The organism is Streptococcus sp. Marseille-Q8145 (genome assembly GCF_965112035.1).
On sequence record NZ_CBCOPQ010000005.1, the window covers coordinates 1 to 22,355 of the forward strand.

19 protein-coding genes and 1 CRISPR repeat array are annotated in these 22,355 nt (G+C 40.2%); of the genes, 17 read left to right on the top strand and 2 right to left on the bottom strand.

Going from position 1 to position 22,355, the window contains the following annotated elements; genetic code table 11:
- From ACWPVL_RS09870 to ACWPVL_RS09910, 9 genes are all read left to right on the top strand, one after another.
- On the top strand, positions 1-278 hold a 278-nt coding region (locus ACWPVL_RS09870), incomplete at its 5' end, for a hypothetical protein (protein ID WP_454388628.1).
- A gap of 236 nt (positions 279-514) precedes the next feature.
- A complete protein-coding gene (locus ACWPVL_RS09875; protein ID WP_454388630.1) occupies positions 515-1,564 on the top strand; it encodes an FtsK/SpoIIIE domain-containing protein in 1,050 nt (349 codons plus the stop codon).
- Between the two features lie 136 nt (positions 1,565-1,700).
- A complete protein-coding gene (locus ACWPVL_RS09880; RefSeq protein ID WP_125381688.1) occupies positions 1,701-2,552 on the top strand; it encodes a rolling circle replication-associated protein in 852 nt (283 codons plus the stop codon).
- A 53-nt stretch (positions 2,553-2,605) separates the two neighbouring features.
- The gene (locus tag ACWPVL_RS09885; RefSeq protein ID WP_125382010.1) at positions 2,606-2,842 is read left to right on the top strand and encodes a DUF3173 family protein; all 237 of its coding nucleotides are present in this window, start codon (positions 2,606-2,608) and stop codon (positions 2,840-2,842) included.
- Between the two features lie 13 nt (positions 2,843-2,855).
- Positions 2,856-4,037, top strand: a complete 1,182-nt coding sequence (locus ACWPVL_RS09890; protein WP_125381691.1) for a tyrosine-type recombinase/integrase — start codon at positions 2,856-2,858, stop codon at positions 4,035-4,037.
- A 385-nt stretch (positions 4,038-4,422) separates the two neighbouring features.
- Positions 4,423-5,151, top strand: coding sequence for a CRISPR-associated endoribonuclease Cas6 (cas6, locus tag ACWPVL_RS09895; protein WP_454388633.1), 729 nt, complete (start codon positions 4,423-4,425; stop codon positions 5,149-5,151).
- Between the two features lie 338 nt (positions 5,152-5,489).
- Positions 5,490-5,993 carry a CRISPR-associated endonuclease Cas1 gene (gene cas1, locus ACWPVL_RS09900; protein ID WP_454389014.1) on the top strand — a complete coding sequence of 168 codons (504 nt, stop codon included), beginning with the start codon at positions 5,490-5,492 and terminating at the stop codon, positions 5,991-5,993.
- Positions 5,994-6,157: 164 nt separating this feature from the next.
- Positions 6,158-7,302: direct repeats of the CRISPR family, unit length 29 nt; unit sequence GTTATACCTTACCTATAAGGAATTGAGAC.
- Between the two features lie 472 nt (positions 7,303-7,774).
- Complete coding sequence (locus tag ACWPVL_RS09905; RefSeq protein ID WP_125388461.1) at positions 7,775-9,511, top strand: ABC transporter ATP-binding protein; 1,737 nt, start codon at positions 7,775-7,777, stop codon at positions 9,509-9,511.
- Positions 9,512-9,520: 9 nt separating this feature from the next.
- Positions 9,521-11,293, top strand: a complete 1,773-nt coding sequence (locus ACWPVL_RS09910; protein WP_454388635.1) for an ABC transporter ATP-binding protein — start codon at positions 9,521-9,523, stop codon at positions 11,291-11,293.
- Between the two features lie 91 nt (positions 11,294-11,384).
- Here ACWPVL_RS09910 and ACWPVL_RS09915 read toward each other — a convergent pair whose 3' ends face one another.
- On the bottom strand, positions 11,385-12,068 hold the full coding sequence (locus ACWPVL_RS09915) for a B3/B4 domain-containing protein (protein WP_454388637.1): 684 nt from the start codon (positions 12,066-12,068) through the stop codon (positions 11,385-11,387).
- A 55-nt stretch (positions 12,069-12,123) separates the two neighbouring features.
- On the bottom strand, positions 12,124-13,137 hold the full coding sequence (locus tag ACWPVL_RS09920) for a YdcF family protein (RefSeq protein WP_454388639.1): 1,014 nt from the start codon (positions 13,135-13,137) through the stop codon (positions 12,124-12,126).
- Between the two features lie 230 nt (positions 13,138-13,367).
- On the opposite strand from ACWPVL_RS09920, the gene brnQ reads away from it, so the two are divergent.
- The 8 genes from brnQ to msrB all read left to right on the top strand — a co-directional run bounded on the left by brnQ (position 13,368) and on the right by msrB (position 22,331).
- Positions 13,368-14,699 (top strand): branched-chain amino acid transport system II carrier protein, encoded by a 1,332-nt coding sequence (gene brnQ / locus ACWPVL_RS09925; RefSeq protein ID WP_454388641.1) that lies wholly within the window; start codon positions 13,368-13,370, stop codon positions 14,697-14,699.
- A 235-nt stretch (positions 14,700-14,934) separates the two neighbouring features.
- Positions 14,935-17,550 carry an SSURE domain-containing protein gene (locus tag ACWPVL_RS09930; protein WP_454388643.1) on the top strand — a complete coding sequence of 872 codons (2,616 nt, stop codon included), beginning with the start codon at positions 14,935-14,937 and terminating at the stop codon, positions 17,548-17,550.
- An 80-nt stretch (positions 17,551-17,630) separates the two neighbouring features.
- The gene (locus ACWPVL_RS09935) at positions 17,631-18,329 is read left to right on the top strand and encodes a response regulator transcription factor (RefSeq protein ID WP_125371751.1); all 699 of its coding nucleotides are present in this window, start codon (positions 17,631-17,633) and stop codon (positions 18,327-18,329) included.
- Positions 18,326-19,360, top strand: coding sequence for a sensor histidine kinase (locus ACWPVL_RS09940; RefSeq protein ID WP_454388645.1), 1,035 nt, complete (start codon positions 18,326-18,328; stop codon positions 19,358-19,360). The genes ACWPVL_RS09935 and ACWPVL_RS09940 overlap by 4 nt, the downstream gene beginning before the upstream one ends.
- Before the next feature lie 143 nt (positions 19,361-19,503).
- Positions 19,504-20,214 (top strand): thiol-disulfide oxidoreductase-associated membrane protein CcdA2, encoded by a 711-nt coding sequence (gene ccdA2 / locus ACWPVL_RS09945; RefSeq protein WP_454388647.1) that lies wholly within the window; start codon positions 19,504-19,506, stop codon positions 20,212-20,214.
- A gap of 27 nt (positions 20,215-20,241) precedes the next feature.
- A complete protein-coding gene (locus ACWPVL_RS09950) occupies positions 20,242-20,565 on the top strand; it encodes a hypothetical protein (RefSeq protein ID WP_454388649.1) in 324 nt (107 codons plus the stop codon).
- A gap of 68 nt (positions 20,566-20,633) precedes the next feature.
- Positions 20,634-21,197: a TlpA family protein disulfide reductase gene (locus tag ACWPVL_RS09955; protein WP_125379769.1), complete on the top strand. Its 564-nt coding sequence runs from the start codon at positions 20,634-20,636 to the stop codon at positions 21,195-21,197.
- 15 nt (positions 21,198-21,212) lie between these two features.
- Entirely contained in the window at positions 21,213-22,331 is a 1,119-nt protein-coding gene (msrB, locus tag ACWPVL_RS09960) for a peptide-methionine (R)-S-oxide reductase MsrB (protein ID WP_454388652.1), read from the top strand.
- Positions 22,332-22,355: the final 24 nt, after the last annotated feature.

A 22,355-nucleotide genomic window follows, 5' to 3' on the forward strand; every position in this document is an offset into this window, starting at 1 on the left:
TCTTAAATGCAAAAGAAATTGAAGGTGGAGCTGTAAAAGTAACACTGTTAATTTTAGAAGATAAAACAGATTATAAAAATTCTAATAATAATCTAGGAGAGCAAATTGTTATAACTGTAGCAAACAAATCTATAGCCTATTTTGAAAATTTTGAATCGTTGCGTACTGAATGTAAGATAGTACATGTTGTCAAAGCGACAGTTTTTGGAGAATATCAAAATCAACTATCAATTCACGCTGATGTAATAGCTGCAAATGCTGAAGGAGGTAAGAAATGAGAAGGGTAAGCGCAAGCTGGAACTACCCCTTTTGGGCAAGTTTTTCATTTATGATTTGTTCATCTATCATATTATTTCTAATTTATAAGTATATTAACCCTATTTTAATTACGTTTTTCGGAAATACTTATAATCTCTATTTCTACAGTATCGTAGTAATCTTGAGCTTACTTCACATTTTCGGTTTATATAGACATAAAGTCTATATAAACCGAAAAAAGTTAAAGGAATTCATTTTGAAAAATCATTTATATGAAACAGAAAAAACATTCAATGGTAAAGAAGTGATAACAGATTCTCTAGAACTAGATTGGATAGATAAAAAAGACTGCATAGTAATAAGAGCTTATAAAAATGGTGATTCAATAGACAGTTTAGTCACTGAAATCGGCGAGAGTCTTCAAGCATTTTTTAAATTGAAACTAATTAGAACAAAGGACGAAGCTTTTCAGACTGATTATGTCTTTGAACTTAGCTCTGATAACCGTCTAATTTTTTCAAACTCACAGAGACAGGAATACATTAATGATACGGTAGTCCAATTGACAGAAAAAATCAGGTATGATATTTCAAAAGTAAGTCATGGATTGACTGTTGGTTCAACTGGTTCTGGTAAGACTATGTTTATTAATTCAAAAATCTTAGCTTATGCTAAGATGAAAGCTGACATATTTATTTGTGACCCTAAAAATGCTGATTTAAGTTTGATTCAATATGTTGAAGGGTTTCCCAATTCTCATATTGGTATATCACATGCTCAAATTTGTAAAATATTGCGATTAGTGAATGAACAAATGGAGCAGAGATATGAACAATATTTTTCAGATAAAACTGCCTTTGGAAAAAAATTTGTTGATTTTGATTTACCCCCAATTGTCATATTTTTTGATGAAGTAACAGCATTTATGAAAACCGCTGATAAAAAGGTACTTACAGAAGCTAAGGAATATCTATACGCTCTCATTATGAAAGGACGTCAAGCAGGTTGTTTTATTGAGTTAAGTATGCAAAGGGCAGATGCTGAAATTTTAGATGGGGCAATCCGAGACCAATTAGGGTGCCGTGTAGCGCTTGGGAAGATGTCAAAAGATGGCTATAGAATGATTTTTGATACTGCTGATTTTAATTACTATGATTCAGTCAGTGTTGGTAGTGGCTACATTTCAATTACAGGTCAAACAACTGAGCCTATCTATTTTGAAACACCTTTTTTTGATGATGATTTTGATTTTATAGCCGAGCTAGAAGACTATTATACGGGTAACATCTTTGAAAGCGAAGAATAGAGATGCTTGGCTCGGAGAGCTAAAGCAAACGGAGTGTTCGTCTTTCTTCGCTTGATAAGATGTGCGCAAGCAGAAGCTTGCTTCTGCTTGCTATTAACTTGATAAGCGTCAAACATTAGAGAAAGATAAGGATTGTATGACTGAAATAAGCAATGCAAAAATTGTAAAATCTTATATCTATGGAGATACAGTTGAAATTACTACCGCAAATGGTCAACAAAAACAAAAAATAAAAGTTATCAGTGGCCGGCGCTATGTAAATCTTGAAACTGGAGAGATTCATGACATGCAGACTTCAAATAGTACACGGTCTGATAATTTGAAATCTGTTCAACAAACGATGAAGAAATTAAGAAGACTGGTGGCTCATAATTTTAAAGGAGGTATGAACCAACTTTGGGTGACACTGACTTATGGAAAGCATGTTACTGAAGCAGAAAAGGTTTATAAAGACTTTAAAGCTTTCATTAGGCGAGTTCGTAAAAAGTATGGTCGCATTGATTATATTGCAGTAATTGAACCACAAGCAAGTGGGCGATGGCATTTACATGTATTGATGAAGAATGATTCAATTTTGATGATTCCGAATGCTATTCTTGCAGACTTGTGGGGAAGAGGTTTTACTAATACGAAGAGATTGAAAAGTGCGGATAAGATTGGAAATTATCTAATATCATACTTATCAAATCTTCAACTGGGAAATGATGATTCAAATAGCAAGGCAATTGTTAAAGGTGCAAGATTATACATGTATCCTAAAGGGATTAGAATCTATCGAACTAGTAGAGGAATAGAGAAACCCTTAGAAATAACAGCAACCAAAGGAGAATTGCTGAAAGCTTTTAAAATTTATAGGCCACCCAATTTTTCTAAGACAACAACACATGAAACACCCTATGGAATAAAAGAATATACTACAGAGTTTTACGACAAAGTAAAAAGCTTGTCAGATACTTTTAGCGGAGCAACCGACAAGCCAAATGAATAACAAAAGATATGGAATACCTTTTGGTAATTCCATTATATCATAGAAAGGTTAAGATTATGAAGACAGTTAATCATAAGGATATTATGGAACTTGGTTTTCCAAAACACACAGCAAGGGATATTATAAGAAAGGCTAAGGCGATAGCAGTAGCAAAATTTGAAAATGCTAGAAATTCTTCAGATAATTTGGTAGAATTAAGAAAATCGCCCTTTGATAATTCAAGACTTGACCTTGCTCCGACTTATATCGTAGAAGATTTGCTAGGTTTTCAGTTACCTTTTGATAAATAGAAAGGAACTGAAAATGGCAAGTAAAAAATATCGTGGTGTATCTCGTGATAAACAAGGAAGAATTTACTATCAAACAGAGTTTAAAGCTAACGACTTAACTGGCAAGCGACAACGCAAGAAAAGCTATAAAGACCAGTTTGGAAATCCGTTTAAGAGTGAAAAGCAAGCTTATGATGAATTGTGTCGAGTAAGAGCAGAATTTCAAATGTCTCAAAATAGAAACGGAGATTATATGACCTTTGCTGATTATATGGAAGAAATTTATCTTCCTTATTACAGGCAAACAGTCCAATCGGTGACTTACAAAACGGCTCTAACTCATCATAAAATGTTTATTGAAGTTTTCGGACAAAAGAGGTTATCAGCTATAACCGTTAGGGATTGTGAGCAATTCAGAGTACATTTGATTGATACATACTCCCCCAATTATGCTAAAGGTGTGTGGATTCGCTTTAAGCAATGTTTGGGTTATGCTGAACGCCTGCAAATCATTGAAGAATTTCCGTGTAAGATGTTAGATAATCCTAAAGGTTCAAGACCAGATACAAAATTTTGGACATTGGACGACTTTAGAAAAGTTATTGCAACCTTTGACTTAACAGATTACGAAGAACTGCATAGATTTACAGCGATTTGGCTTTACTTCTTCACGGGTCTTCGAGTATCTGAGGGGCTAAGTTTGATATGGTCTGATATTGATTTTGATAGAAAATTGCTCCATGTTCAGAGTACACTAGAGTATGAAGGTGAAGGTGTTTATACTCGTAAAAATCAAACGAAGACAGAAGCGGGTTTCAGGTGGATTGAGCTTGATGATGAAACAGTTGAAGTGTTACAACGGTGGAGAAAGGTGCAAGTAGAAAATGGTGATAACAGTTATATTCTTGCACGATTTGGCAAGCCGTTAAGCAAATGCACACTAAGTCGTATTCTAAAAAGACAAGCGAAAAAGGCAGGAGTTGAAGTAATTACTGGAAAAGGATTGCGACACTCCCACGATAGTTTTTTGATAAATGTATTAGGGAAAGATGTTCTTTATGTGTCGCAACGCTCTGGACGAGTTGATAAGGCGACAACACTTAACACCTATTCCCATTTGTATGATAGTCAAAAAGCGACTGGTGGAAGAGAGATAACTCAAGCCCTTTATAAATTTGGGGTATCGTCAAATCCCACCAAGACCCCACTAAACTAACTAAGGATAAGAAAAAACTGATTATATCAGCGTTTATAGGCATTGTGTAACTGTTACTCTTAAATAATCAATACCAGATTGTTTAAGGCTGAAAGCCTAGTATTAAAGCCTTTTCGTTGAGTTAAGGTGATTCAAAAAATGGGATGTTTCTTTTGAAACTTCCCCAAAGACACCCCCACAAAATATTGTGGGGGTGTTTTGTATTTTTAGGGATAAAGTTTTTACATCAAGATTGAAGAGACTTTATTGAATTAGGGGACTTGGAAGGAATGTTCTATTTTACTAAAGCTGATAAACTTTAATGTTACGATTTGACAGCGTTTACAAATTGATGTAATATCAATACTATAGGACAAACATATATTAATTTAAGGAGAAAACTAGGATGCAATTATTGATTGAACTGCAAAAAATAGATCAGTTTATCTTGCCGGTGAACTATAATTACCTCCTTCAATCGATGATTTATAGTTTATTGAAAAATAAGGAAGACTTGTCTGCGCAACTTCATGAGAGGGGCTATCAGTTAGAGGATAAATATTTTAAACTTTTTACATTTTCATTGTTGCAAGGTCAATATAAAATGCAAGGAAAACGAATAGAGTTTATTGATAAGGTGCGTTTTGAAATTAGAACGATTGATCAATCCATTTTATTCACTATTGCAGAGTCCTTGTCAAATCTAGATGAATTGCGAATTGGTCGAAACCTTGTAAAAATTTTAAATGTGAAAATTGGAGAGAAGAAATTGACGGGTACTTCTTATAAGATTCGGATGATTTCTCCCTTGGTGGTTCGTTCTACAGATGCTGACACTAAAAAAACATTGTATTACAATCCGTTTGATACGGAGTTTCATAGCAAAATCATGGAGAATTTTGCGAGGAAATATCAAGCTTATTATCATAAAGTACCGACAGGTAGATTTGATATAGAGCCGATAAATTTTTCTTTAAAAAATAAAGTTGTTACCAAATACAAAGACTATCTCATAACGGGTTGGAAAGGAGAATTTGAGATAAGAGGAGATGCGGAGGTGTTGGATTTTCTCTATCAAGTTGGGCTTGGTGAGAAGAATTCGATGGGATTCGGAATGTTTGTGATTGAAGAATAGGAGGATAAAATGGATATGGAATTTAGGAATTGTAAGTTAGAGCTTGGATTAAAATGTCATGCACCAATTATTCATTTTTAACTTGAAGAACGAATCTTGCTTGCTCGTTCAGTGAAAGCAAGGTTTATTGGGTATTGGATGAAGAGAATTTCAAGTCTGAAAAACGTTTGAAAACTTACACAATGGACTTTATCGCCCAGAATCCTCGCCTTGTTTCTAAGACTAATGAGCCCTAGAAAAATATGATAGACGGATCATTTAGATAGAAGATAATTGTTACTTGTATTTTGCTGAAGAGGGGAAAGTAGAGTAGCCACAATCCCGACAAGGCTTACCCTATCTTCAATGAGATTCTGAATCAAAGTGGTTTTTCTTTTGTTAAGCGAACCAAGCGGCCACCTCGAGATCCACTAAATGCTTTGATTAGCTTTTGCAATACGATTTTGTATAGTCGTGTTCTGCGCCTGATCTGGCAGGCTAGACTGGATCCTAAAATCGGAGTGCTCCATGCTTCAAATAATCGTCCTTACAGTTTGCATCTGGATTTTGCGGATTATATGAAGCCGGTTATCGTGGATCGAGTGATTTTGAGTTTGATCAATAAACATCAAATCAATGCCACAGATCATTTTGAAGAAAGGGAAGATGGCTCGATTTATCTGAATCGGGAAGGGAAATATATCGTCTTGCGAAGTTTTGAGGACAAGCTACAGACGAGGCTAGTCATGGGAGGCTCGACCTATACCTATGCCCAGCTCATCCAGCACGACATCCGGCAGTTTAAGAGAATCTTGCAGCAGGATGGGAACTTAAAACGCTTTAAACCCTACAAATACTATTAAAAAGTCGGTCGATCTTTTCGATTTTTTGCCTCCTTTTTAAAAGCTGTCAACCAAGCGGTTTATAAGCGTTAGGACAAAAAAGATCGACCGACTTTTTTCATTGAAATCTTGAAAAAAGCCCTATTTTTTGATACAATCAATCTAGAAACAGCGAAAATGCTGTTGTTATACCTTACCTATAAGGAATTGAGACAAAGTTTTTCTTCTGAATTGAGAATAATATAGTTAGATAATTTATTTATAGTTATACCTTACCTATAAGGAATTGAGACGTTTGGATCTTCACTATAAAGATTCAAGCCGCGTTTAAGTGTAAACACGTTATACCTTACCTATAAGGAATTGAGACTTATCGATAGCGGTGACCATTTTGAGATCGCATTTGAGGGGTACGATTTGTTATACCTTACCTATAAGGAATTGAGACCTGCATGCGGTTAAGCATGTAGTAGATATTATCAGAAAGATAGCTGCAAGTTATACCTTACCTATAAGGAATTGAGACTTTTAGGGTTTTATTTTAAGAGGGTATCTGTTTCCAATTATGGTTATACCTTACCTATAAGGAATTGAGACGAATAGTAGTAGAAACCAAAACGATCCCAAATTTAGCAATTGGTTATACCTTACCTATAAGGAATTGAGACTCTTCGGCGGATTCGCCGCGCAAGGCTTTTGCGAGTCTTGCTTCGTTATACCTTACCTATAAGGAATTGAGACATTTATGAAAAAAAGTTGTCAAAAACTGCTCCATCTGGCTCATATCATTATCAGTTATACCTTACCTATAAGGAATTGAGACCATTTTTGCCTGCTAGAATAGTTCGATTATCTTCTTGTTATACCTTACCTATAAGGAATTGAGACCTTTTTTTGAGACACCTTCTCTGTTTTAGTGTCGGTTGCTTTTGCGTTATACCTTACCTATAAGGAATTGAGACCTTTCTCCAATAATCATAGTAATTAAATGGAATTGTTTGCCGGTTATACCTTACCTATAAGGAATTGAGACTCATTCGAAATGAGCAATTCTTTCTTTGCTGGATTAAAATCAATGGGTTATACCTTACCTATAAGGAATTGAGACGAGCTTCGGCTTGCGCCTGGGCCTCAGCTGCAGCTTTTGCTACAGCGTTATACCTTACCTATAAGGAATTGAGACTTATCACGTTCGATGTGTCTCATCGTCGTGGACCTGCTACATAAAACGTTATACCTTACCTATAAGGAATTGAGACCAACATAGTAACGAGTCCGTTTGAAACCTGCAAATGGTTCAGTTATACCTTACCTATAAGGAATTGAGACTTACAACGACGTACACGGAATGTAATGTTGTGTCCGAGAAGAGTTCCATTTTCATCTTTCACTTCAGACACTTGTTATACCTTACCTATAAGGAATTGAGACATATTTACTTTTCAGGGTTGCTATTTGGCTAAACTCTAGTTATACCTTATCTATAAGGAATTGAGACTCTTCAGGAATACCAACTTCGATACCATATCGAGTATAGGTTTCGTTAGTTATACCTTACCTATAAGGAATTGCTTATGTGCCTTTGTCTGTCTCTAAGGCGCCAAAAAAGCGAGCAAATTCTTGTCTGCTGGGAAGCATGAGAATTTGTTCGCCTTTTGTTTGGTAGGATTATTTGAAATTTTCGTCATGATTTGCTATACTGGTAGCAGTTAAAGATTGTAGCGGAGCTCTTGCCCGCTGCATGGATAATCAAGAAAAGTACTCTTCAGTGCTTTTTTATTGTTATAGAAAATGGAGGGATTATGCTTTACATTTGGTCTTATTTGAAACGCTACCCCAAGTGGTTGGTGCTGGATTTTGTGTCGGCCATCTTTTTTGTAGTGGTCAATCTAGGGCTGCCAACGGTTTTGGCGCGCATGATTGACGAAGGGATTAACCAAGGCGATCAGGAACGCCTGTATTTCTGGGGCTTTATCATGCTGCTGGTTATTATCCTTGGGATTTTGGGGCGGATCGTCCTTTCCTATGCCGCTGGGAAACTAACGACCAGCATGGTGCGGGATATGCGGAATGATCTCTATGACAAGCTGCAGGAGTATTCCCATCATGAGTACGAGCAGATTGGCGTTTCTTCGCTAGTGACGCGGATTACCAGTGATGCCTTTGTCCTTATGCAGTTTGCGGAGCAAACGCTCAAGATGGGAGCTATCACGCCTATCATGATGCTGTCGTCCATCCTCATGATTTTCCTGACCAGTCCGTCCATGGCTTGGATTGTGGCGATTTCAGTGCCTTTTTTGGCAATCGTAGTCTGGTATGTGGCGGTCAAGACGCGTCCCCTGTCTGAAAAGCAGCAGAAGACGCTGGACAAGATCAACCAGTATGCTCGGGAAAATCTGACCGGTCTGCGGGTCATTCGAGCCTTTGCCCGTGAGGAATTTCAGGAAGAGCGCTTCGCTAATGAAAATGAAATCTATGCGGAGAATTCCAACCGTCTCTTTAAGCTGACAGGTTTGACGGAGCCCCTTTTTGTGCAGATTATCATTGCCATGATTGTGGCTATTGTCTGGTTTGCTCTTAAGCCACTGGGCAGCGGCGAGCTGAAAATCGGAGATTTGGTTGCCTTTATCGAGTACAGTTTCCATGCCCTTCTGTCCTTCCTGCTCCTGTCCAGTCTCTTTACCATGTATCCACGGACGGCGGTTTCTAGCGAGCGGCTGAAGGAAGTCATGGATATGCCTATTTCCATCGATCCAAATGAGAATGGGATCACGGAAACTGCGACTCGTGGCTATCTGGAATTTGACAATGTAACCTTTGCCTATCCAGGTGAGACGGAAAATCCTGTCCTGCATAATATTTCCTTCAAGGCCAAGCCGGGGGAAACGATCGCCTTTATCGGCTCAACAGGCTCTGGGAAGTCTTCCTTGGTTCAGTTGATTCCGCGTTTCTATGATGTGACCTTGGGCAAGATTTTGGTGGATGGTGTGGATGTCCGCGCCTATAACCTCAAGGCCCTCCGTCAGAAGATTGGCTTTATCCCGCAGAAAGCTCTGCTATTTACCGGGACGATCGCTGAAAATATCCGCTATGGTAAGGAAGATGCTAGCTCTGAAGAGCTCAATCAAGCAGCAGATGTGGCTCAAGCTCGCGATTTTATCGAGAGCAGAGAAGAGCGCTTCGAGACGCATTTGGCTGAAGGCGGCAGCAATCTATCCGGTGGTCAAAAGCAGCGTCTATCCATTGCGCGTGCGGTTGTTAAGGAGCCAGATATTTATATCTTTGATGATTCCTTCTCAGCTCTGGACTACAAGACAGATGCGACTTTGCGCCGCCGACTCAAGGAAGTGACGCAGGATGCAACGGTTCTCATTGTGGCTCAGCGGGTTGGAACCATTATGGATGCGGATCAAATCATTGTCTTAGACAAGGGTGAGATCGTGGGTCGAGGCCGACATGAGGAGCTGATGGAAAATAATGCCATCTATCGCGAAATTGCCAATTCCCAGCTCAATAGCCAATCACTAACAGAAGAATAGGAGGAAGAGATGAAAGAAAATAGTTTTGTCCGTTTATGGAGCTATCTAAAAGTCTATAAAGCCGCCGTGCTTCTTGCAGTCTTCCTCAAGATTGTCAGTGTGGTCATGAGTGTCCTAGAGCCTTTTGTCCTAGGGCTTGCCATCACAGAGCTGACACAAAATCTGCTGGATATGGCCAAGGGAGTACCCGGTGCAGCCATCAATAGCAGCTACGTGGCTTGGATTATGCTGCTTTACTTTATTCGTGCCCTCATTTATGAGATTGGCGCTTATTTCTCTAACTATTTCATGACCAGTGCTGTGCAGAGTACCGTTCGAGATATGCGTAATGAACTCAGTCGTAAAATCAATCGAATTCCTGTTTCCTACTTTGACAAGCACCAGTTCGGTGATTTGATTGGTCGCTTCACCAGTGATGTGGAGACCGTCTCAAATGCACTTCAACAAAGTTTTTTGCAGGTGGTCAATGCCGTCATGACCCTTATTTTGGTCATTGGGATGGTTCTTTATCTGAATATCCAGCTGGCCTTGATCGTTATCGTCAGCATTCCTCTGACTTATTTTGGAGCTAGATTCATCCTCAAAAAATCCCAGCCCTACTTTAAGCAGCAGGCGGATGTTTTGGGTGCTATGAATGGCTTCATACAGGAAAATCTGTCTGGTTTCAATGTTCTCAAGCTTTATGGTCGGGAAGAGACTTCGGCTGAGGATTTTCGAGCTATTACTCAAAATTTGCAGGAAGTCGGATTTAAAGCCAGCTTTATTTCGGGGCTCATGATGCCTGTTCTTAATGGGATTTCGGATTTAACCTATCTTATCGTGGCTCTGGTGGGCGGTTTGCAGGTTATTGCTGGTCAGCTGACCATCGGGAATATGCAGGCCTTTGTCCAGTACGTCTGGCAGGTCAATCAGCCTATCCAAAATCTTACCCAGTTGGCGGGTCAACTCCAGAGTGCCAAGTCTTCGCTGGATCGGATTTTTCAGATTTTGGATGAGCCAGATGAAGTCATGGATAATACTGTCCAGCTAGACAAGGACTTGACTGGCCAAGTCAGCTTCAAAGATGTAGACTTCCAATATGTGGCAGACAAGCCGCTGATTCGCAACTTTAATCTGGAAGTCCAGCCGGGTGAAATGGTGGCTATTGTCGGGCCGACTGGAGCTGGTAAGACGACCCTGATCAACCTGCTCATGCGTTTCTACGATGTGACCAAGGGCTCTATCAGCGTGGATGGCCACGATATTCGCCAGCTATCCCGCCAAGAATATCGTAAGCAATTTGGTATGGTTCTGCAGGACGCTTGGCTTTATGAAGGGACTATCAAGGAAAATCTTCGCTTTGGTAACCTTGATGCTACCGATGAGGAGATTGTGGAAGCAGCCAAATCAGCCAACGTGGACCACTTTATCCGTACCTTGCCGGGTGGCTATAATATGGAAATGAATCAGGAATCTAGCAATATTTCGCTGGGTCAAAAACAACTTCTGACGATCGCACGGGCGCTCTTGGCCGATCCTAAGATTCTAATTTTGGACGAGGCGACATCCTCAGTGGACACTCGTTTGGAGCTGTTGATTCAGAAGGCCATGAAAACTCTTATGCAGGGGCGGACGAGCTTTGTCATTGCGCATCGTTTGTCTACTATCCAAGAAGCAGACAAGATTTTGGTGCTCAAGGATGGACAAATTATCGAGCAGGGCAATCATGAGTCGCTGTTGGCCGACAAGGGCTTCTATCATGACTTATATATGAGTCAATTTTCAGATAAGAAAGAAGACTAGACATATAAAAAGAGGAAACTCAGCTGAGTTTCCTTTTTGATTTATAATTTGATGGAGTTTTACTTCAAAAACTTGTCGGGTGAAAAGGTGCTTAAAGATCGTCTACTTGAATGACATGGGTTTCGAATTCGAGATTTGGCATGGCTGCTGTTAAATCCTGTTGAATGCGTTCAAGGGCTTCTAGTCGCATTTGAACGGACGTATGGGCATTTCCTTGGATAATGAAAATGGCATTTTGGGTGCTATCATCAAATTTATAAAGGTCACTGTCACGAACATCAAGCCAAGCAAGGATGCCTTTTTCATCTCGATAGACATAGTCGGTCGGAGCCACGTGCTTTTCCTTGGATAAGATAGGGAGGAAAATATCATCCTTCTGACTGACAGTAAATTCAATCTCATCACTGATTTTATCGAGGTCATGCCCACCGATAGCCAGAAGAGAATGCAAGGATTCCACATTATAAATATCAATAACGCTGTTAATCCTTGGAATGGAGCCGCGGTGTTGGATATTGCGGATCAGAGCTGGTACTGTTGGCGGGTTCTTTTTAACACTGCGCCCAACTTTCTGCAGCAGATCACAGTAGCCTTGGATAGTCGGATGGTCAGTGATTTCTGCTAGATTGCAATTCAAGGCCCAGTTTTCTGCTTCTTTCTGTTTCTGGAGAAAGTCTTCTGATAAAGGTGCTTGGGGATAGACGTTTCTAGCAATGGCAAGGACGACGCTTGTGATGCCCAGTTCTGCTAAACTTTTATCAATGGTAAATTTCATCTTAGACGGACCTCCATTTTGTTCTTACCATCATTATACCTTTTTCTAGGGCTTTTTACAATGAAAAATATGTGTGGAATAAGGAGAAAAAGAAGGGAAGCAGTAGAATTCCGATGATAAACGCATGCCATTTCCAGTAGATACGGATCAAACCAGCAGTTTCTCGGATCCATGCAGAAGGAAGAAAATAGAAGGCCGTGCGAGAACCAATACTGCGGCCTTTGAGACCAACTTGTTTCATATAGATGCCAGCACGTAGCGCATGGAAAGAATTTGTGACTAGGAGAACTCGATCTTGCTCCAGTCCTTGTGCGAGCATGAGCTCTTTACTGAATATGAGATTTTCAAGCGTCGTGCGAGATTTATTTTCGAGGAAAATACTGTCAGCTGGGACTCCTTTTTCCATCAAATAACCTGCCATAGCCTCTGCTTCGGAAATCCACTCGTCGTCTCCCTGACCGCCAGAGACAATGATGACTGGCTTCCGATTAAATTTCTCATAGATGGCTATCCCTTTATCCAAGCGCTGAGCCAGCAGGGGAGGCACTTTGTCTCCAAACAATCCTGCACCGAGGATAATAATAGTCTGAGGCTCTTTCTTGACTGGAAAAATATTTAAAAAGAATGCGTAGATGATATAGGAAAGATAGAGAAAGGTTCCGTAAAAGAGCAGTAAATCAGCGAGGGAAATCAAAATTGCAAGAAATGATCGAGGAGCGAGAAAATGCAGTAAAGCAAGTCCTACGATAGCTAGGCCGTAGAGAAGGGATAGGAGATTGGCTAATCTAAGCCCCTCTAGCTGCAACATTTGTCGACCATTAAAAATCAAATAGGCAGTAGAAGCGAAAATACTAATAGGAATTGCTAAAAGTAGGATATAAAAGCTAATCATAGCTGGTGTATAACCAATAAATCGCTCAAGACTAACAATCGTAAGCCCAGCTAAAACAATTCCCATCATCATAAGAGTGAAGGTCAGGAGATAAGCATTGAATAAACTTCTAGGTTCCCGATAGACTAAAAGAGTAAAGATAGCAGCAGGGATGAGCCAGACTAGATGAAGTAACATATTAAAACCTCGCAATTGAACTTATAACTAGTATAGCATAAGTCTATCTAATAAAGAAGGAATTGCATATATGATATAAATCGAAAACAAACAAAGATAATTCGTAATAAATCGTATTGTGTTTCGTGAATTTCTTAAGGTTGAGAAAAGGCGGTTTTTATTTCAAAATCCTTGCAATGAGTGGTGTTTATCGGTATAATGGAAAAATCTTAAAAAGACTGGAGATGACGATGATAAAAAAAGGATCCTTGACCGGTTTGCTTTTATTTGGAATGTTTTTCGGAGCCGGTAACCTGATTTTTCCACCTCAATTGGGTTTGGAATCTGGTCAAAATTTCTGGCCAGCTATTGGAGGCTTTGTCCTATCGGGCGTCGGTATTGCTATTCTAACCTTGATTATAGGTACTTTAAATCCCAAGGGTTATATTGATGAAATCTCGAAAAAGATTGCCCCTTGGTTTGCGGTAGTTTACTTGGTAGCCCTTTATCTTGCAATTGGTCCCTTTTTTGCCATTCCTCGGACGGCGACCACTGCATTTTCTGTCGGGATTGAGCCCATGTTGCCTGCAGGTTCTCATGCCATTTGGCTTTTTGGGTTTACGCTGGTTTATTTTGCCTTTGCCTATCTGATTGCACTTAATCCATCGAAAATCCTTGATAGTATTGGTCGCTATTTAACGCCAATCTTTGCCTTATTGATTGTAGTTTTAGTTGTATTAGGCGCTGCCAAATATGGTTCCACTGCCCCTCAAGGAGCAACAGCGGAATATGCTGCTTCAGCTTTCGGCGCAGGCTTCCTTCAAGGCTACAATACTCTGGATGCCTTGGCTTCAGTTGCTTTTAGTGTGGTTGCCGTGACAACCCTCAATCAGCTCGGTTTCAAGAATAAAAAGGAATATATTTCTACTATTTGGGTCGTGGGTATTCTTGTGGCACTTGGCTTTAGCGTTCTTTATATTGGCCTTGCCTTTCTTGGAAATCACTTCCCACTTAATCTAGCGAATTTGCCGAAAGGTGCAAACGTAGGGGCTTCTGTTTTGTCTTCTTCAACTCAAGCCATCTTTGGTCCGATGGCTCAGATTTTCCTAGCGATTATGGTAACGGTGACTTGTTTTACAACTACAGCTGGACTTATCGTCTCAACTGGCGAATTTTTCCACAATACCTTCCCGAAAGTATCTTATAAGGTTTATGCGACTATTTTTACGCTAGTTGGTTTTGCTATTGCAAATCTTGGTTTGAATGCTATTATTCAGTATTCAGTTCCAGCTCTGGAAATTCTTTATCCTATTACCATTACGATTGTGATGATTGTCATGGTCAATCGCTTTTTACCACTTTCTAAACCAGGGATGCAGTTGACCATCGCAGTGGTGACGCTGATTGCTTTTGCTAGCATTTTGGGACGACAATTCAAGCTAACTGCCATTCTCAATCTGGTTAATGCTCTAGCATTTGCTCAAGCTTCTCTGCCTTGGTTGCTGCCGGCTCTGGTTGGCATCTTGCTTTCTCTCCTTTTGCCAAACAAGCAAAAAAGTGAAGCATTTGAATTTGAAGCATAAGAAGAAAATTCACCACAGTGTGGTGGATTTTTTTGACTCATTGTCAATTGTAGTAGGTGATTTAAGTTTAAGACTGGAAATGTTTGGTGAAGAAACTCAAGTTGTTTCTTATGAATAATAAGACAATATAAGGATTTTATAAGATAGATTTAAGAGAAATTTTAACTATTTCTTATCTCCATTTAATCTTAGGAGATTATACTAGATTCATCAAAAAAATCTAAAGGAGAATCTTATGAAATTCAACCTAAATCAAAAGTATGCTCGCTGGTCAATCCGTCGTTTAAGCGTAGGTGTGGCTTCCGTCGTAGTTGCCAGTGGTTTCTTTTTGCTAGTTGGTCAACCAAACACTGTACACGCAGATGTTCTCACTTCAACCCCTGCTCAAGTTCTTCAAACAGATTCATCATCACTAGAAAAGAATGGGTTGCCAGAGACAGTTCTGAAAGAAGCTGTAGATTTAGCTCTTCCTGCAAATCAGGCGACTCCAACTCCAAAGGAAGTGGTCGATGAGACTAATTCTACAGACAAGTCTAGCCTAGCTCCTAAGGAAGAAGTTGCAAAACCAAAAGAAGAAGAGGCTATGTCGGAAGTTAACGAACCAAAAGAAGAAAAGGTTATGTCGGAAGTTAACAAACCAAAAGAAGAAGAAGCTAAGCCAGTAGCAACTCCTGATGTAGTTTCAAACCAAGCTCGTGAAGCGGCTATTTCTCAATCAGTAACGACTCCAGATGAAGTTAAAAAAGGAGTTGAAGAAAATACTAAGGACTCAGTAGACGTTCCAGCCAGCTATTTAGAAAAAGCGAATGTTCCCGGTCCATTCTTGGCTGGTGTTAATCAAGTCATTCCGTATGAAGCTTTCGGTGGAGACGGTATGTTGACGCGTCTCTTACTCAAATCTTCTGACCAGGCTCCTTGGTCAGACAATGGAACAGCTAACAATCCAGCCCTCTTGCCACTTGAAGGCTTAGCGAAAGGTCAATACTTCTACGAAGTGGATTTGAACGGCAATACTACAGGTAAAGACGGCCAAGCCCTTCTTGACCAACTTCGTGCTAACGGAACTTACACTTACCAAGCTACTGTCAAGGTCTATGGTGCCAAAGATGGCAAAGCAGATTTAACCAATCTCGCAGCTACAAAAAATGTAACTGTTAGTTTAAATGGCCTTGTTTCAAAAGAAGCAGTCAAAGATTCAGTCACTAAAAATATTAAAGACCATATTGATGTCCCAGCTAGCTACTTAGAAAAAGCGAACGTTCCTGGTCCATTCTTGGCCGGTGTTAATCAAGTTATTCCGTATGAAGCTTTCGGTGGAGATGGTATGTTGACGCGTCTCTTACTCAAATCTTCTGACCAGGCTCCTTGGTCAGACAATGGAACAGCTAACAATCCAGCCCTCTTGCCACTTGAAGGCTTAGCGAAAGGTCAATACTTCTACGAAGTGGATTTGAACGGCAACACGACAAGTAAAGACGGCCAAGCCCTTCTCGACCAACTTCGAGCTAATGGCACTCGCAGTTACCAAGCTACTGTCAAGGTCTATGGTGCCAAAGATGGCAAAGCAGATTTAAGCAATCTTGTTGCGACAAAAAATGTGACGGTTGACATGAATGGCCTTATTTCAAAAGAAGCAGTCAAAGACTCAGTCACTAAAAATATCAAAGACCATATTGATGTCCCAGCTAGCTACTTAGAAAAGGCAAACGTTCCTGGTCCATTCTTGGCGGGTGTCAACCAAGTCATTCCGTATGAAGCTTTCGGTGGAGATGGTATGTTGACGCGTCTCTTGCTCAAATCTTCTGACAAGGCACCTTGGTCAGACAATGGAACAGCTAAAAATCCAGCCCTCTTGCCACTTGAAGGCTTGGCGAAAGGTCAATACTTCTACGAAGTGGATTTGAACGGCAATACTACAGGTAAAGATGGACAATCCCTTCTCGACCAACTTCGTGCTAATGGAACTCACAGTTACCAAGCTACTGTCAAGGTCTATGGTGCCAAAGATGGCAAAGCAGATTTAAGCAATCTTGTTGCGACAAAAAATGTGACGGTTGACATGAATGGTCTTATTTCAAAAGAAGCAGTCAAAGATTCAGTCACTAAAAATATTAAAGACCATATCGACGTTCCAGCCAGCTACCTAGAAAAAGCAAATGTTCCTGGTCCATTCTTGGCTGGTGTCAATCAAGTCATTCCGTATGAAGCTTTCGGTGGAGATGGTATGTTGACGCGTTTCTTGCTCAAATCTTCTGACAAGGCACCTTGGTCAGACAATGGAACAGCTAAAAATCCAGCTCTCTTGCCACTTGAAGGCTTAGCGAAGGGTCAATACTTCTACGAAGTGGATTTGAACGGCAATACTACAGGTAAAGACGGCCAAGCCCTTCTTGACCAGCTTCGTGCTAATGGAACATATGCTTACCAAGCTACTGTCAAAGTCTATGGTGCTAAAGATGGAAAAGCAGATTTAACCAATCTTATCGCGACTCGTCAAGTAACGATTCAGCTTCGTGGAAAAGAAATGGCTACAATACCATCTCAAGAAGGTCAAATGAATATGAAACCTTCTAAAACACCATCTCAAGAAGGTCAGATGAATAAGAAGCCTTCTGCAACAGATTCTATGAGTACAGCTGAGGGTACGAAGGAAGTAGATCATCGCATGACTGATGTGAAGGGGGAACACCCAACTTCTAAGCCGATGGCAGATACGATGAAAAAAAATGATAAGCCTACGTTACCAAAAACTGGTGAGGCTCAAACAGCTACAGCTACCATTGGTTTCTTAGGACTAGCTTTGGCAGGAATTCTTAGCCTTCTAGGTTTGAAAGAAAAACAAAAAGATTAAGGTTCAAATCATTTAAAAATTACTAAAAATAGTGTTATACTAAAGCCAGTATAACACTGTTTTTATCAGGAGATTGGCAAATGGGAAAGACAATTTTACTCGTTGATGATGAGATGGATATTCTAGATATTCAAAAGCGCTATCTTATGCAGGAAGGCTACCATGTTTTAGTGGCTCGAGATGGCGTGGAGGGGTTAGATCTTTTCAGAAAGAAATCTGTTGACCTGATCATCACGGACATCATGATGCCGAATATGGACGGTTATGACTTTATCAGTGAGGTTCAGTATATAGCACCTGATCAGCCTTTTCTTTTTACAACGGCTAAGACTAGCGATCAAGACAAAATTTACGGTTTGAGCTTAGGAGCAGATGATTTTATAGCCAAACCTTTTAGTCCGCGTGAGCTAGTTCTAAGGGTCAATAATATCTTGCGCCGACTGCATCGTGGAGGCGAGATCGAACAAATTGAGCTCGGTGATTTGGTGATGAATCATGCGGTTCATGAGGCTCGCATCGGAGAGCATTTTTTGGAATTAACAGTGAAATCCTTTGAACTGCTCTGGATTTTAGCTAGTAATCCTGAGAGAGTTTTTTCAAAGACGGAGCTTTACGAAAAGGTGTGGCAGGAAGACTTCGTAGATGATACCAATACCCTTAATGTTCATATACATGCTCTGAGACAGGAATTGACCAAGTATGCCAGTTCAGACACTCCTGCCGTCAAAACTGTCTGGGGTCTGGGGTATAAAATGGAAGGAGCACGAGGTATAAAATGAAATTAAAAAGTTACATTCTGGTGGGGTATCTGATTTCTAGCCTATTAACGATTTTGCTTGTTTTCTGGGCAGTCCAGCGAATGTTGATTGTAAAAAGCGAGATTGATTTCCTAGTTGGAATGACCTTGATTGCTAGTTTCATAGGAGCGGCAGTCAGTCTCTTTCTTTTATCGCCAGTATTTTCTTCCCTTCAGCATCTGAAAAAACAGGCTCAGAATATAGCTGACAAGGATTTTAGTACAGAGATTGACGCCAAGGGCCCTATTGAATTTCAAGAGTTGGGTCAGGCTTTTAACGATATGTCGCATAATTTGCAAGAAACGTTTGAGTCGCTTGATGAAAGTGAACGAGAAAAAGGAATGATGATTGCCCAGCTTTCTCACGATATTAAAACTCCCATTACCTCTATTCAGGCGACTGTGGAGGGGATTTTAGATGGAGTGATCGAAGAAGAGGAGCAGATTCATTACTTGACCACGATTAGCCGTCAGACAGAGCGTTTGAATAAACTGGTGGAAGAGTTGGATGTTTTGACTCTTAATGCCCAGCCTCGAATAGAATCAGATGGAGAAGCTGAAATAGTCTTTCTAGACCAGCTATTGATTGAGGTCATGAGTGAATTTCAACTATTGATTGAGCAAGAGGAGCGAGACATCTACATTCAAGTGTCTCCTGAGTCAGCGAAAATTAAGAGCCATTACGATAAACTTTCTCGTATCTTGGTCAACTTGCTAAATAATGCCTTTAAGTATTCAGACCCTGGAACTAAAATTGAGGTCGTGGCTCAATTAACTGAGCAGATCTTGACAATAAGTGTGAAGGATGAAGGACAGGGTATTGCTCCTGAGGATTTGGATAAGATTTTCAAACGCCTTTATCGTGTAGAAACATCTCGTAATATGAAGACAGGTGGGCATGGTCTGGGCCTTGCTATTGCTCGTGAGTTGGCTCATCAGCTGGGTGGAGAAATAATGGTTGAAAGCCAGTGTGGCCTAGGAAGCACTTTTACATTTACTCTCAACTTAACATAAATCCACAATAAGTGATAAATATTTTTAACTCTTGATTTAGCAAAGATAAAACCAAATTCAAGTTTTTTCAAATCGATCTCCCTATTTTTAGGGGGATTTTTATTTTATACTAGAGTCAGAAAAATGATCGAGAGGTTTTTGAAATGGCAACAAGTTTTTTGTTCTTTATTTCTGTTTTTCTGGCGGGGATTCTTTCCTTTTTCTCCCCTTGTATCTTACCGCTGATGCCGGTTTATGTAGGAATCTTGTTAGATGAAGACCAGCCGAGGACGTTCAAGATTCTAGGACGAGAGCTTTCTTGGTATGGTTTGGCTAAGACTCTCTGCTTTATAGCAGGTTTATCTACTGTATTTTTGGTTTTGGGCTACGGAGCTGGCGCTCTAGGGCAAGTCCTCTATGCCCCCTGGTTTCGCTATGTTCTGGGCGGGATTGTCATTCTACTGGGAATCCACCAGATGGGAATCATTAATATCCAGCAGCTACAAAAGCAAAAGAGCATCCAACTTAAAAAGAATAGTAAAAGAAGTGATTTTCTTAACGCATTTCTCTTGGGTATCACCTTTAGCTTTGGTTGGACGCCTTGTGTGGGACCTGTTCTGAGCTCTGTTTTAGCAATTGCAGCTTCTGGAGGCAACGGCGCTCTTCAGGGAGGCTTACTTATGTTGGTTTACACACTAGGATTAGCACTTCCGTTTCTAGCCATGGCTTTGGCTTCTGGCTGGGTATTACAGCGCTTTGCCAAACTCAAACCTTATATGGGAACGCTTAAGAAAATCGGCGGTGCACTCATCATTCTCATGGGAATTTTGCTGATGCTAGGAAATCTAAACGCTTTAGCATCGCTATTTGGATAAATATTATATAATTAAAGGAGAAATATCATGAAAAAAATCGCTACCCTTACAATGGCTACTCTTAGTATCTTTGCCTTGGCCGCATGCTCTAGTCAAAAGTCAAATTCAGACATGAAAAAGATGGATGACAGCAGTATGATGAAGAAAGAGGATATGAAAAAAGACGACATGAAGAAGGAGGATATGAAAGACTCCAGCATGTCTGATGATAAAATGAAAAAGGATGATATGAAGGACTCTTCTATGATGTCCGACAATAAATCCGAAATGAAAAAAGATGACATGAAATCCAGTGATTCAAGTATGAAGGATGAGATGAAAGATTCATCTGAAATGTCATCTGAAAAATAAAGTTATCAATAAGGGTGGAAGTCGTCAGTTTTGTCGGCTTTCTCCTCATTTTGAAAGGAAAGAAAACGATGAAGAAACTATCGATTTTGACTGCCAGTCTGCTTTGTGTCGGCTTATTGGGAGCTTGCTCAAATCAGCAAATGAATTCGGAAGCTTCTAAAAATGATAAAAGTTCCATGACTAGTAAGGCAAATTCTAATCAAGCTACAAAGATGGCCAAGGACTTTAGTCTGCAAGGAGTGGACGGCAAGACCTACAAGCTGTCTGATTTCAAAGGCAAGAAAGTCTATCTAAAGTTTTGGGCTTCTTGGTGCTCTATCTGTCTATCCACTCTTGGAGATACCAATGATTTGGCTAAGGAGCAGTCTGGAAAAGATTATGTTGTCCTGTCGGTAGTGTCTCCGACTTTTAATGGAGAAAAGTCTGCTGATGATTTCAAGGAATGGTACAAGTCTTTGGATTATAAAGACTTCCCAGTTCTCATGGATACCAAGGGAGAATTACTGAAAGAATACGGTATTCGCTCGTATCCATCTGCTCTCTTTATCAATAGTGATGGCTCACTTGCTAAAACTCATGTGGGCTACATGAGTAAGGAAGATATTGAGAAAACACTAAAGGAAATCAAGTAGAAAGGAGCAATGAACATGGAAGGCAAATGGAAGATTCTTCTGGTTTTGTTTGGCTTGCTTGCCTGTTTTGGTCTATTTTTCTTAATCAAGGGCTCCATGTCTATTAACCCATCTCAGGCCAATATTGAGCAAATCAAGAAAGCCTCTATGAGCAAGACAGAAGTGACTAAACAGAAGAAAGAAGATGTCAAGGAAGAGGACAAGCGGGAGATTTATCTGGCTGGCGGCTGTTTTTGGGGAGTAGAAGAGTACTTTTCTCGCGTGCCAGGTGTAATAGATGCAGTATCAGGCTATGCAAATGGTAAGGGCGACACGACCAAGTATGAATTGGTCTCCCAAACTGGCCATGCCGAGACTGTTCACATCACTTACAATGCCAAGAAAATTTCGCTAAAAGAAATTCTGCTGCATTATTTCCGCATTATTGATCCAACTTCTAAAAACAAGCAGGGAAATGATCAGGGTACCCAGTACCGGACAGGTGTTTATTATAAGGACGAAGCAGATTTGAATACCATCAATCAAGTTTTTGATGAAGTTGCTAAGAAATATGATAAGCCTTTGGCTGTTGAAAAAGAGTCTCTGAAAAACTTTATCAAGGCAGAAGATTATCATCAGGATTACTTAAAAAAGAATCCTAATGGATATTGCCATATCGATGTCAATCAAGCTGCTTACCCTGTTATCGAAGCTAATCGCTATCCTAAGCCTAGCGATGAAGAGATTAAGGCCAAGCTCTCGCCAGAAGAATACGCAGTTACACAAAAGAATGACACAGAGCGGGCTTTTTCTAACCGCTATTGGGATAAGTTTGATGCTGGTATCTACGTGGATGTGGTGACAGGCGAGCCTCTCTTTTCATCAAAGGATAAGTTTGATTCAGGCTGCGGTTGGCCGAGTTTCACACGTCCTATCAGTCCGGATGTTGCAACTTACAAAGAAGACAAGAGCTTCAATATGACTCGAACAGAAGTTCGTAGTCGGGTTGGAAATTCCCATCTGGGCCATGTTTTCACAGACGGTCCTAAGGACAAGGGCGGCTTGCGCTATTGTATCAATAGTTTGTCAATCAAGTTCATTCCAAAAGCTGAGATGGAGGAGAAGGGCTACGGTTATCTGTTGGATTATGTTTAAGAGCATTTTGATTAAAAATTTGCT

Bases quoted from the DNA above. Each gene is read 5' to 3' on its own strand.
- ACWPVL_RS09910 (WP_454388635.1), top strand. From the start codon at position 9,521: ATGAAAGAAAATAGTTTTGTCCGTTTATGGAGCTATCTAAAAGTCTAT.
- ACWPVL_RS09890 (WP_125381691.1), top strand. From the start codon at position 2,856: ATGGCAAGTAAAAAATATCGTGGTGTATCTCGTGATAAACAAGGAAGA.
- ACWPVL_RS09950 (WP_454388649.1), top strand. From the start codon at position 20,242: ATGAAAAAAATCGCTACCCTTACAATGGCTACTCTTAGTATCTTTGCC.
- cas6 (WP_454388633.1), top strand. From the start codon at position 4,423: ATGCAATTATTGATTGAACTGCAAAAAATAGATCAGTTTATCTTGCCG.
- ACWPVL_RS09880 (WP_125381688.1), top strand. From the start codon at position 1,701: ATGACTGAAATAAGCAATGCAAAAATTGTAAAATCTTATATCTATGGA.
- ACWPVL_RS09920 (WP_454388639.1), bottom strand. From the start codon at position 13,137: ATGTTACTTCATCTAGTCTGGCTCATCCCTGCTGCTATCTTTACTCTT.
- ACWPVL_RS09915 (WP_454388637.1), bottom strand. From the start codon at position 12,068: ATGAAATTTACCATTGATAAAAGTTTAGCAGAACTGGGCATCACAAGC.
- ACWPVL_RS09940 (WP_454388645.1), top strand. From the start codon at position 18,326: ATGAAATTAAAAAGTTACATTCTGGTGGGGTATCTGATTTCTAGCCTA.
- brnQ (WP_454388641.1), top strand. From the start codon at position 13,368: ATGATAAAAAAAGGATCCTTGACCGGTTTGCTTTTATTTGGAATGTTT.
- ccdA2 (WP_454388647.1), top strand. From the start codon at position 19,504: ATGGCAACAAGTTTTTTGTTCTTTATTTCTGTTTTTCTGGCGGGGATT.
- ACWPVL_RS09905 (WP_125388461.1), top strand. From the start codon at position 7,775: ATGCTTTACATTTGGTCTTATTTGAAACGCTACCCCAAGTGGTTGGTG.
- msrB (WP_454388652.1), top strand. From the start codon at position 21,213: ATGGAAGGCAAATGGAAGATTCTTCTGGTTTTGTTTGGCTTGCTTGCC.
- ACWPVL_RS09955 (WP_125379769.1), top strand. From the start codon at position 20,634: ATGAAGAAACTATCGATTTTGACTGCCAGTCTGCTTTGTGTCGGCTTA.
- ACWPVL_RS09930 (WP_454388643.1), top strand. From the start codon at position 14,935: ATGAAATTCAACCTAAATCAAAAGTATGCTCGCTGGTCAATCCGTCGT.
- ACWPVL_RS09935 (WP_125371751.1), top strand. From the start codon at position 17,631: ATGGGAAAGACAATTTTACTCGTTGATGATGAGATGGATATTCTAGAT.